Genomic DNA, 12,297 nt, shown 5'->3' with positions numbered 1-12,297 from the left:
CTTTCTTTTCTTAAAATTTTATTGGCCTTTTACTTGCTCACCGGTTAAACCATATCTTCTTTCTTTGTTTTGATAATCTACAATACATTGAAAGAAAATATCTTTGGTAAAATCCGGCCACAGAACATTTAAAAACTGTAGTTCTGCATAAGCGATCTGCCAAAGCAGGAAATTACTTATTCTTATTTCACCGCTGGTTCTGATCAGTAAGTCTACAGGAGGAAAATCTTTTGTATAAAGGTAGCTTTCAAATAAACTTTCGTTAATATTTTCTATCTCTACTTTTCCTTCTTTTACATCAGAACTTATATTTTTAACGGCTTCCAGCATTTCATTTTGTGAGCCATAGCTTATAGCTAATACAAGGTTTCCTTTTGTGTTTTCTTTTGTGAGTTCTACCACACGTTCCAACTGCTCTTTTACCAAAGCAGGCAGTTTATCAAGGTTCCCTATCACATGCATTCTCAATCCCTTGCTGAAGATTTCTTCTGCTTCAAGCAGTAATGTTTCTACCAGCAGGTTCATAAGGGTATTTACTTCTTCGGTTGGACGACTCCAATTTTCTGAAGAGAATGTATAAAGTGTTAAGTAAGGGATATTAATCTCATTACAGGCATTAATAGCATTTCTTACTGCATTAATGGCATTTTTGTGACCGAAAGTTCTTTCTTCGCCACGAGATTTTGCCCATCTTCCATTACCATCCATAATGATGGCTACGTGTTTTGGTAAATTCTCAGAATTTATTTTATCTTTAATCAACGACATATTATTCACAATAACATGGAGGCCTTCCGAACGAATACGTGAGCCCTAAGCTAAACGTATTCATCCAATCTTTAGATCTGCCATCTCCAATATTTCTCTTATTAATAAACTCTGTTTCTCTTTCTTTAGAAACCGCATAATAATTTCCTGACTGTAATAATGAACCTCCTGTTGCAGGGTCCAAAATATCAGCATTAAAAGAAGTTTTTACATCTTCGGAAAGGATCTTACTATGATCCAGCTGATCCGTCAATGTATATCTGAATGTAGCTTCTGCAAATATTGCCCAGGAGTGGTTGAATTTATACTTCAAACCTACCCCAAAAGGAATATGCATCGTTACTTTTTTCCCTAATGAATACTCTGTTCTTGTGGTGAAGTCCAATTCATTGATTGGAGCCTGCGCCACCCCATCTGCATCTCTTCTGAAATCATTCACAAGATTTGCTTTAGGAGCATCAAACATTAAAGCACCAACACCTCCGAAGATATAAGGGCTTAGCATGCTGATCTGCTCATTATTTACAGGGAAAAAGTTATACTCAAACATTAAACTCGCCTCATACACATTATTTTTTCCGTATGAGTTTCTATTTCTTCTATAATCTTCTTTCGCAGCTTTATCACTAAACTGAACCTGGTTGTATCCTAAATCCAATCTAACGGTCTGATGCGGGTTAAAATTAAATCTATATAACAAACCTCCATAAAATGGGATGCCCAAATCTGACACTCTGTTTAAATCCAACGGCTTCTGTAAAATATAATTTGTCCTTCCTACATCTCCCACTAGGTTACTCATACCTAGACGAACTCCCAATTCGTTTCTTTGTGCTTTAACACTTACCACTCCAAGGAAGGCAAGGAAGCTAAACAATAATTTTTTATTCATAAAAGAATATGGATTTATGGTTATTTTAAAATTTAATTTTTGCAAATATAAAACATTTTTATATTAATGATAATCTTAATGTTTAGTTAAAAATAAACAAAAAAACATAATTTGTTATAAAGTAAACGGCAAAGTGGCAAAAATATTCTTTTTTTCATAGAATGAAAATACATTAAATATGAAAAAACCCCCATTAAATGAGGGTTTAATGCTTTATTTTTTATTAAATAATACCTGTACTTTATTTCTGATCCTTATCAACAATGGTTCTTTATAATTTTTATCTTCATCAAAATATCCGTAACCATAGCCGTAGCCATAACCGTAACCGTAGCCTTGTTTTGTATTATAATCATTATAAACAAGTCCTAAATTGTCAATCTCATCATTATGATACTTATCCGTGATCATTTTTAGCATGTACTTTTCCGTGTATTCATGGCGCACAACATAAATATTGGCATCAGAATGCTTCATAAGCTCATATGAATCTGCCACTAATCCTACCGGTGGTGAATCTATAATAATGAAATCATATTTTTCTTTCAGTTCTTCTATAAATTTGATATTTCTCTGGCTCATTAAAAGCTCAGAAGGATTTGGCGGGATAGGTCCTGAAGTGGCAACATCCAGATTTGGGATTTTTGTTTTGTTGACAATCTGATCAATTCCCACTTCCCCGGTCAGATAATTTGAAATACCATATTTATTATCAATCTTGAAGTCTCCAAAGATTTTTGGTTTTCTAAGGTCCATTCCCAATAAGATTGTTTTTTTATCACTTAATCCAATTACAGAAGCCAGATTAATGGAGATATAAGTTTTTCCTTCTCCTCCGATGGATGATGTGATTAATATGACCTTCCCTTTTTGATCTTCATTATCCATCAAAAATCTCATATTGGCTCTTATTCCCCTGAAGGCTTCTGATACGGATGATTTTGGCTGCTCCAGAACAGTAAGCATATTTTCATTGTTGTTATTTCCGATAACCCCAAGAAGCGGAATTTTTGTAGCACTTAAAAGGTCTTTAATATTTCGGATCTTGTTGTCAAACACCTCACCAATCAGGATAAATAATAGTGGAAGCAGTAACATTCCAGAAATAATAGCCGTTTTCGCCAATTTAACATTAGGCCCAATTGGTCTTTGTCCTAAATTTTTAGCCGGGTCAATGACCGTTATATCAGACTGATTGGTAGCCATTCTCATCTGGGTATCACTCTGTCTGCCCAAAAGACTGTTATAAGTAGCTTCAATCATGTTATAGCCTCTCTCTGCGTCCAGATATCTTCTTTCTTTTTCAGGATAAGTCGCTAAATCAGAATTAGCACCAGCCATTTCACGGTCTATCTTATTGATTTCTTCATAATATCGGTTATAATAGCTTCTCAAACTATTGGACGACCCCATTCTTGCCTCATCAATAAGCCTGTTGATTTCTCTCATAGGCTCTGATGACGGTTTATAAATAGTGGCCATTTCAGCTTTTTTGATATATAAAGCTTTAAGTTCAGAAACCGTTGCTGTGAAAACACCATCTTCAAAACCTGCCGCATTTGTTCCGATCATTTTATCAAAATTCTGAGACTGAAGTGTGTTCTTGATATTATTCAGAGAGCTGATTTTACTGATGATATCAGCTTTTTTAGCTTCAAGTTCTTTTATTTTTTCGAGAGATTTTTCATCTCTGTCTTTAATATTATAAAGTTTTTCTGAAGTCTTTAAATAATTAAGCACATTTGCGCTTGAATCAAGTTTTTTACGGATATTCCCAAGGTTGTCTTTTAAAAAAATATCCGTATTCTTATTAACGATATTTTTATCAGCAAGTCTTTTTTTCTGCAGTTCTGCAACAGATTTATTCAGGAAATTAACTGTACTATTAAGGTTGTATCCTTTTTTAGTAATAATCATAATAGACCTGATTTCTTTGTCAAAGTCTACTCCTGTAGTAGAAACAATTTCATCTACACTCTGGTTTACAGAGTTCAGATTGATAATAATATTATCCAGCTTAATTTTGGTAGCAACAGGATTTTGAAGCAGCCTGAATCTCAGGTTAGGCGAATTATACCACTCATTAATTTTGATGGTTTTATCTGCTGGTCTGCTATAAGCGTTAATATCCTGGAATCCTTCTACTTCATAGTTATATAAGTTCGTTGATTCTCCTTCTTCAGGCAAAACCACTTCATATGCTCCATTTCCTTTCGGTATCAGTGTAATAGGATAATTGATCTGCTGAAGGTGCTTTTTATCAATCTGAAGAAAAACAGGTGAATCATCTTTGTCCAGGTAAGTAGATTTTATAAGCCCTTTGGTAGAATAGTTTACAAAAAGATCTAATTCTTTTACCAAAAATTCGTTATGAGATCTGGATAAAAGCATTTTCTTCAAATAAAGCCCATCCTGATTTCCTGTATCTCCCCAAATGAAGTTAATAGATTGGTTAGATTGAGTTGGCAGAAACTCCGAAGCTTTACTGGAGGTACTTAATGATAAGTCTGATGCATAAATATTTTGTGCATAATATTTACTGTATACCCACGCTATGGCATAGCCAATGATAAGCATTAATACAAACCAGTACCAGTTTTTAAGAATCCTTTTTAAAAAGTGTTCTAAATCAAATAAGGCAAATGTCCCGGATTTATCTTTCTGAGAATTAGTCTTCTCTGCAGTGTTTACTCTTTCTGGAATCATGGCTAAAGATTTTTAAGGAGTAAATAAATAGATAATGCAGTAGTAATTACAGAAACTCCTGTAGTCAAAGTCTGGATCGGGTCTTTTCCGAATCCATTCAAGCTTTTCGCTCTTGTATTCAGATAGATTTCATCTCCGTTCTGTATATAATAATAAGGAGAGTTCATAAGATCTTCACGGGTAAGATCTATTTTTGCAATTTTGATTCCTTCCGGAAGCTTTCTGTGAATAACGACTTCTCTTTTATCAATAGTTCTGTTCAATCCACCATTAATGGCCAATGCCTCAGTAATGGTAAGGGTGTTTTTGTGGACTACTTTTTCGCCTGAAAGTCCTGTAGTTTCCACATCACCAAGAATATAATATGTAATACCGTCTGTATTCAGTCGTACTTCAGATTTACCTTCCTGGAAATTTTCATTTACTTTATCCTGTATCTCTTTTGTAATATCGTCAAGAGTTCTTCCTTCAGCTTTTACATATCCTATCCCGAACACATTGATATCACCATTGGAGTCCACCTTCAGTCCGTTAAAGTAAAAATTCATATTTCCACCTCTTCCACCTCCGGAATTAGCACTCACTACACCTGCTGCACTACCACCTCCTGATATTGCAGAACTTATTGCCCCTCCGCCGGTAACTCCGCCTGAAGTATTGTAAGAGGAATAAAACTGTGCTGCATCTCCTTTGGGAGTAGTCACAATATTAAGGTTAAGGATGTCGTTTTTAGTAATCCTGTACACGGGAATATTGTACGGGATAAGACCTTCTTCGTTAATGACAAGACTTTCGCTTGGCTGCAAGTACCTCACATCTTTTGTTGTGATACATGAGGTAACTAAAAAAGGGAATATTAAAAATAAATATTTAAAATTCTTCATCATATTTGAATATTGTTTACAAAAGTAATATTTAATTGTTAATTTTTGTTATTTCTTAATCGATATAGCAAATCTGGCAGATAAGCTCCGAAAAAGCCTAATGAAATAATCACCAATAATAACAGATTGACATTAATATGTCTTAAATAATAAGCAACTCCCACAATCATCAAATAGTAAAGAATGATATAAAAAGTAGATCTTCTGTGGGTAAGATTTAGCTTCAACAGCTTATGGTGAATGTGATTTTTATCAGCGTCAAATGGTGATTTCTTATTGTAAAGCCTTATAAATATTACATTTAATGTATCTACGATCGGAAGAATCAGGATCGCTACAGCGACTACAGGAGCAGACTGAAGGTGATATCTTGGTACATCTACCAGGTTTTTATCAATAAAAATATCTATGAAACAAATGGAGGTAAAGGCCAGTAAAAAGCCAAGCAGCATAGATCCGGTATCTCCCATAAATATTTTACGGGTACGGTAGTTAGACAGGTTATAATACAGAAAAGCCAATACAGTCCCGATAATAACAACAGATAATACCACCAGCGGATAATTATATTCTCCCAACCGGTAATAGCTTATTCCAAATAAAGCACTGCAGATTACAGAATAACCGCCTGCCAGTCCGTCTATTCCATCGATCAGGTTGAAAGCATTGATCAGAATAATAAAGGTGGTAATACTGAACAGTACACTTACAAAATACTGCAGTTCATACACACCAAATATCCCAAATAAACTTCTTATTCTAATATCTGACCCAATCACCACCAGTGAAGACACTACAATTTGTGCAACAAGTTTCTTATAAGCCCTCATTACAACAATATCGTCCATTACCCCTACATAAAGCAGGATAATCAATGAAGCAAATAAAAATTTGTAAAGGTCAAAAAGCTCATAGGCAAAAATAGAAGCACAGATTCCAATTGAATAGAAAATAGCAATTCCACCAAGGTTAGGAATTTCTCTAAGATGCGAACTTCTTATCCCAGGCTCATCCATCAGATTCTTCCTTCTTGAGATCTTGACGATGGTAGGAATAGAGAAAAAAGTAATTAAAAAGGCGAATACGAAACCAAGTCCTATTTTTACATAGAAAATAGGTATTCCCGATCCGCTTAAGAACAATTCAAAATTTTTCATTCTTTCTTATTCAGCACTTGTCTCTCTCAATAAAAACTCATCATGTAGAACTTATAAAGAACTTCATCATCATTTTCTATTGCTCGAAACAATAGCACGTACATTTGTGTTTATTAAATTAACTTCCTTATCAATCTTTTCTGTCCTCCAAAAAACAGCAGATAAAAAATTTTTTTCTTCAAAGGCAAAGATAAAAGATAATTCTTACCAAAACGACTATACTTCAATATATCTTGAATTTTTATTTGTCTTTCCTTCATAAAAAGGACCAGCTGCTCAGACATACTATAAAATATTTCTTCTTTTTTCACAAAGGCCAGATAAGCCAGAAATGAATAAACTCCTTCAAAAATCTGGAAGTTTTTTAATTCCTCTTTTTTGTGAGAATACTGAGATTCGGTGAATACATTTTCCACATCAGCCACTGCTTTCAGCATATCAAGTCCTTTTTCCGTATGGGTCTTCGTAATAGAATCTGTACGTTCAAGATATTGATAATGGAAATTTTGGATCTGGGCAATGGCATCACATTCCAGCAAAAGTTGTGGAATCAACTGAATATCTTCAAAATGAACTCCTTTTTTAAATCTTCTTTGGTTAAAAAGTTCTTTTTTGAACAGCTTATTGCATGCAAAATAGCTGATATCCGAGAACACTGAAAAATTATTTTCAAGGGTTATTTTCTCGGGCATGTTTGGAAGCTGAGTCAGTTTTTGGGTAACCTTCCCGGTTTCGTCAACTTTCTGAATATTGCAGATCACCATTTTTGCCTGATGTTTTTCTCCTAAAAGAAACATTTCTTCAAACATTGTTTCGGAAACATAATCATCGCTGTCTACAAAACCTATATAATCTCCGGAAGCTCTGTCAAGCCCAAAATTACGGGCATCACTTAAACCTCCGTTTTCTTTAGTAAAAGCTTTTATTTTTTCCGGATATCTTTGTGCATATCCTTCAATGATTTTTCCAGAATTATCTTTACTTCCATCGTTCACTACAAGAATCTCAATATTAGAGAGGCTCTGGTTCACCAGGGAGTCAAGGCATTTTGTCAGATAATTTTCGACATTGTAAACAGGAACAATAATGGATACTTTTGGGGGAGCATTTGTCATACATTAAATTTTCGTCAGTCTTGCATTCAGCCAGCCTTTTTTAGCTTCATCAAAATCCTTTCTGGAACATGGAATGCAGTTTTCTATATTTTCATCATCGCCAAAATACCACAAATTACTGAAAGTATCACGCTTGAAAGCATATTGTCTGTCATCTATCAAAACATAAAACAGTTCATAATGTCTTTCTTTCGGATGGGAATGCTGAATATTGATTCCTTCAATCAGATACCATAACATTTGTGCTAAAAGCTGGTGGTTCAACTGGTTTTCTGAATAAATATTATAATTAAAAATCCCAACAGATTTCAGATTTTCACTTAATCCGATTTCTTTCATGTAGGCACAGATCTCTCTTCTGTTGAGTCCATTGACCTGTGGATTCATAGAAAAAGGTTCACTGAAGCTTTCCACAGCATCACAATTTACGGTCACCAGATCTGCTTTTCTGAAGAAAGGTTCTGTTTTTTCTGTAGAATTCATCATTTCAGCGAGACGGATAATATCAAACTCTACTTCTTTGATCAGTCTTACAGAATCCATTTCATTCAAATGCTTCTGATATCCTAAATGGTGGTAATTTTTAATAGAGAAATTCTTGGCTCCGAAAATTTTGCCTAGAAAAGTATGTTCATTGATTGTTTCACCCTGTTGAAGGGAAATAATATTACTGATTTGGGTATAATTGATATTTTTCTGATGAAAATTCAAAGCAGAAAATAATGAGAACGCAAAATCATTGGATCCACCCACAATCACCGGAATTGCTCTTTTATAATGACATGCCGACAGTACTTCCTGCAAAATATAATGGGTATCCTGAACAGATCTTCCAGATACCAGATCCCCGAGATCTACAACAGGAATTTCAAAATCCATCTGCGAAAGTTTATAAAACTCGTTCCTCACTGCTGTAAAATCCTGCACTTCTGCATCTCCGCCCACACCTCTGTAATCAGATACAAACAAAAGAACAATACTGTCTTCTCTGATATCTTTTGTAATCCGATTTCCTATCTGCCAGCTTTCTGTTTTGAAATTTCTTGGTGAAATGATAAAGTCTTCGAAATCCATATTTTAATTTGAATGTAATAATTGATTAATTGCTTGATATAACAAACATACAAAAAACATGGGAACTGAGCAGAATGTGGTATGTTTTGTTCATAAAAAAGCCCTCAACATCTTTTAATAGCTTTATATTTTCGCCAACCTTATTTTTCATCAACCTTATAAAAACAAATCCGCCTCACATATTGTATGAGGCGGACTTTTTTATTATAATTCGTATGTTAACTAATTAGCATTTTCCGAATGATTGGCTGATAATTGTTATTCCGCCTATAATAATTGTAACTCTGATTCCTGTTGGAATTCCCCAGGTAGTACATATAGATAAACAAGCCTGACCAGCTGTTCCATTAGGAATACTTAAGGGTATACTGAAACAGTACTTCCCAAAACCTAATGGTAAGTTGATACAAACTTTGTTGTTCTCAACAGTAATTGAGATACACTCTGCTGTTACAAGAAGATAACCTGCACTGGCATTGGCAAGGCTTAAGTCTGTGTCTGCTCCTGATGAACGAAGATTTGCCTGACTGTCTTCGTGTGATCTTTTTGCCGCTTCTAATGCGTGCGAGATAGCTTCTTTGCTAAAATTAAATTCTGACATGATTTGATAGTTTTGTTTTTCTTACTCGTTTGGCTTTTCAGAATCCGCCTCGTTTTTAAAGTGGTTCCTGAACTCCACCGTCTGTAATATTACGATGTAAATCTATAGAATTAAAACACTGAATATCAAAGTATTAGTACTGAATTTTTCATTTGCGTATTTATACTTAAAGCTAAGTAATAAGCGTGTACAGATATTAATTCTCAATACAGAGAAATTTATTTAGTTATTATCTTGTTATAATTTTTGCATTTTTTGAAGTGACTATAAATGAAAAAACACAAGTTAAAAACTCATGTCATCACTTATTATCTTACTTTATAAAAACAGAAAAAGCACAGACCAAAATCTGTGCTTTCATATTTTAATAAAGACTATTTATTTCTTAGCTGCAGGTTTCTTGGCCGCAGGTTTTTTAGCTGTTGTAGCTGCCTTCTTAGTTGTGGCTGCTTTTTTAGCTGCAGGTTTTTTCTTTTCTGCAAAAGCTTTAGGATCCTGATCTGTAATCCATTTTTTAACCTCATCTAAAGAAAGCTCTTTCAACTCATCTGCTTCATATTTTGTATCATCTGCTTTCTTCGGAATTTTGAACATTGCCTTTCCGAATTTGATGAAAGGTCCCCATCTTCCGTTTTCAATGGAAATTTTTTCTTTTTCCCACTGCTGGATATATCGGTTGGCTTCTTTTTCAAGCTTGGCATCAATTAATTCATTGATATCGCTTTGAGAAAGATTTTCAAAGTCATATTTTTTTGGAACATTTACGAAAATAGCTTTGTATTTGATAAATGGCCCGAATCTTCCTGTTCCTTTCGTTACCGGTTCACCTTTATAAGTGGCAATTGGAGCATCAGCAATTTTCTTTTCATTGATGATTTCTTCTGCACGTTTCTGATCTACAGAAAGAGGGTCTTCTCCTTTTGGAATGCTGATATAAGTTTCTCCCCATTTCACGTAAGGTCCAAATCTACCAACCCCTACAGAAACCGGCTGTCCATCAACTTCACTTAAATCGAAAGGCAGTTTGAATAGTTCTAATGCCTCTTCAAAAGTTATGGTAGCAATATTCTGACCTGTCATTAATGAAGCAAAAATTGGTTTCTCTTCATCATCAGTTTCTCCGATCTGGATCATCGCTCCAAATCTTCCGATTCTTGCATGAACATTTTTACCAGTTTTCGGATCTACCCCTAATAGTCTGTCTCCTGTTGCACGGTCTGCATTTTCTTCTACATCTTCGATTCTCGGGTGGAATTTTGAGTAGAAATTCGTCATCATTTCTTTCCATTTCTGGTCACCACTTGCAATTTCGTCAAAACTTTCTTCTACCCTTGCCGTGAAACCGTAGTCAAGAATTTCTCTAAAGTTATCAGTCAGGAAATCATTTACCACTTCACCTATATCTGTGGGTAAGAATTTATTTTTATCACCTCCGAATTTCTCTTCAAGAACTACTTTTTTGATTTTATCCTTGGCTAAAGACATTTTGATCACTTCACGGGTATGCGGCTCGATTTCTCTCTTATCCACATATTCTCTGTTCTGAATCGTCTGAATTGTCGGAGCATAAGTAGATGGTCTTCCAATCCCTAATTCTTCAAGCTTTCTCACCAATCCGGCTTCAGTATATCTTGCACTTGGTCTTGTGAATTTTTCAGTAGCGGTAATAGTTTTATAGTTCAATACCTCTCCTACACTTACTTTTGGCAGTAACTTATCATTGTTTTCCTCATCTTCATCTTCTGTCTTCACAATACCATAAGCTTTCAGGAAACCATCAAATATGATCACCTCTCCCTGTGCTTCAAAATGATGGGGTAATGATGCATTCCCGATTTCGATCACAGTCTTTTCAATTTTCGCATTGGCCATCTGAGAAGCCAGTGTTCTTCTGTATATGAGTTGGTATAGCTTATTCAGCTGTGCATCTCCTATACTTTTCACTCCAAAATCCGTAGGGCGGATTGCTTCGTGAGCTTCCTGTGCGGAAGCAGATTTTGTAGTATAATTTCTTGGAGAAGAATATTCTGCTCCATATTCTGATGTAATTTGTTTTTTAGCTCCTTCAATTGCTTCCTGAGAAAGGTTTACGGAATCTGTTCTCATATAGGTAATGTACCCCTCTTCATACAGCCTTTGTGCCATACGCATGGTATTGGTTACATTATATCCAAGTCTTGAGGAAGCCTCCTGCTGTAATGTGGAGGTTGTAAATGGAGCTGAAGCAGAACGGGTACCCGGCTTGGTTTCAACATTCAGGACTTTAAATTCTGTAGTTTTTGCCTGCTCAAGGAATTTTTCTGCATCTTCTTCTTTTTCGAAGTCTTTTTTCAGTTTGGCAGCTATTTCCTGCTCTGTTTTATTTAAAAAGATTCCGTCAAGTTTAAAACTTGCTTTTGGTTTAAACTCACGAATCTCCTTTTCTCTTTCAACAATTAATCGTACTGCTACAGATTGTACTCTTCCGGCAGATAATCCAGGTTTTACTTTCTTCCATAAAACGGGTGACATTTCAAAACCTACAATTCTGTCCAGCACTCTTCTTGCCTGCTGGGCATTCACTAAGTTCTGATCTATATCTCTCGGATTGTCGATTGCTTTTAGAATGGCGTTTTTGGTAATCTCATGGAAAACAATTCTTTTTCTGTTTTCAGGCTTCAATTTCAACTCATCCGCAAGGTGCCATGCAATAGCCTCTCCTTCGCGGTCCTCATCGGAAGCGAGCCATACCATATCGGCTTTCTTTACTGCAGCCTTTAATTCGGTTACCAATTTCTTCTTGTCTGCGGAAACTTCGTAATCAGGACTGAATGTAGTAAGGTCTATCCCCATTCCTTTTTTAGGAAGATCCCGGATATGTCCGAAACTGGATTTCACTTCAAAATCCTTTCCTAAATATTTTTGAATAGTTTTTGCTTTTGCCGGGGACTCTACGATTACTAAATTTTTCGACATTCTAACTAAAAATTTTTGCAAAAGTAAAGCTTTTTTATTATATACTTTTTGTAAAACGGGTTTAATTTAACAATCCAGATGGTTTATACCCCTTTTCAGCACCCATTTTTTAAAGATTCAAGCCCTTTGTAGTATAGGTTTTAGA

At 35.1% G+C, this 12,297-nt stretch carries 9 protein-coding genes; all 9 read right to left on the bottom strand.

From position 1 onward, the window contains the following. Positions 1-18: 18 nt before the first annotated feature. A complete protein-coding gene (locus ACPF63_RS23460) occupies positions 19-768 on the bottom strand; it encodes an isoprenyl transferase (protein WP_077419568.1) in 750 nt (249 codons plus the stop codon). A 1-nt stretch (position 769) separates the two neighbouring features. Then, positions 770-1,660, bottom strand: a complete 891-nt coding sequence (locus ACPF63_RS23455; protein ID WP_426481501.1) for a DUF6089 family protein — start codon at positions 1,658-1,660, stop codon at positions 770-772. A 213-nt stretch (positions 1,661-1,873) separates the two neighbouring features. Next, positions 1,874-4,366 carry a polysaccharide biosynthesis tyrosine autokinase gene (locus ACPF63_RS23450; protein WP_077419566.1) on the bottom strand — a complete coding sequence of 831 codons (2,493 nt, stop codon included), beginning with the start codon at positions 4,364-4,366 and terminating at the stop codon, positions 1,874-1,876. 2 nt (positions 4,367-4,368) lie between these two features. Next, entirely contained in the window at positions 4,369-5,253 is an 885-nt protein-coding gene (locus ACPF63_RS23445) for a polysaccharide biosynthesis/export family protein (protein ID WP_077419565.1), read from the bottom strand. 35 nt (positions 5,254-5,288) lie between these two features. Continuing rightward, positions 5,289-6,407 carry a glycosyltransferase family 4 protein gene (locus ACPF63_RS23440; RefSeq protein WP_077419564.1) on the bottom strand — a complete coding sequence of 373 codons (1,119 nt, stop codon included), beginning with the start codon at positions 6,405-6,407 and terminating at the stop codon, positions 5,289-5,291. A 113-nt stretch (positions 6,408-6,520) separates the two neighbouring features. After that, entirely contained in the window at positions 6,521-7,522 is a 1,002-nt protein-coding gene (locus ACPF63_RS23435) for a glycosyltransferase family 2 protein (RefSeq protein ID WP_426481500.1), read from the bottom strand. Positions 7,523-7,525: 3 nt separating this feature from the next. Continuing rightward, positions 7,526-8,596, bottom strand: a complete 1,071-nt coding sequence (locus ACPF63_RS23430; protein WP_426481499.1) for a formimidoylglutamase — start codon at positions 8,594-8,596, stop codon at positions 7,526-7,528. A 226-nt stretch (positions 8,597-8,822) separates the two neighbouring features. Next, positions 8,823-9,197: a hypothetical protein gene (locus tag ACPF63_RS23425; protein ID WP_077419561.1), complete on the bottom strand. Its 375-nt coding sequence runs from the start codon at positions 9,195-9,197 to the stop codon at positions 8,823-8,825. Between the two features lie 378 nt (positions 9,198-9,575). Next, complete coding sequence (topA, locus tag ACPF63_RS23420; RefSeq protein WP_077419560.1) at positions 9,576-12,152, bottom strand: type I DNA topoisomerase; 2,577 nt, start codon at positions 12,150-12,152, stop codon at positions 9,576-9,578. Between the last annotated feature and the right edge of the window lie 145 nt (positions 12,153-12,297).

It is taken from the genome of Chryseobacterium sp. R2ACT005 (assembly GCF_049949215.1).
Lineage (GTDB): Bacteria > Bacteroidota > Bacteroidia > Flavobacteriales > Weeksellaceae > Chryseobacterium.
This window is presented reverse-complemented; position numbering and strand designations above follow the sequence as displayed.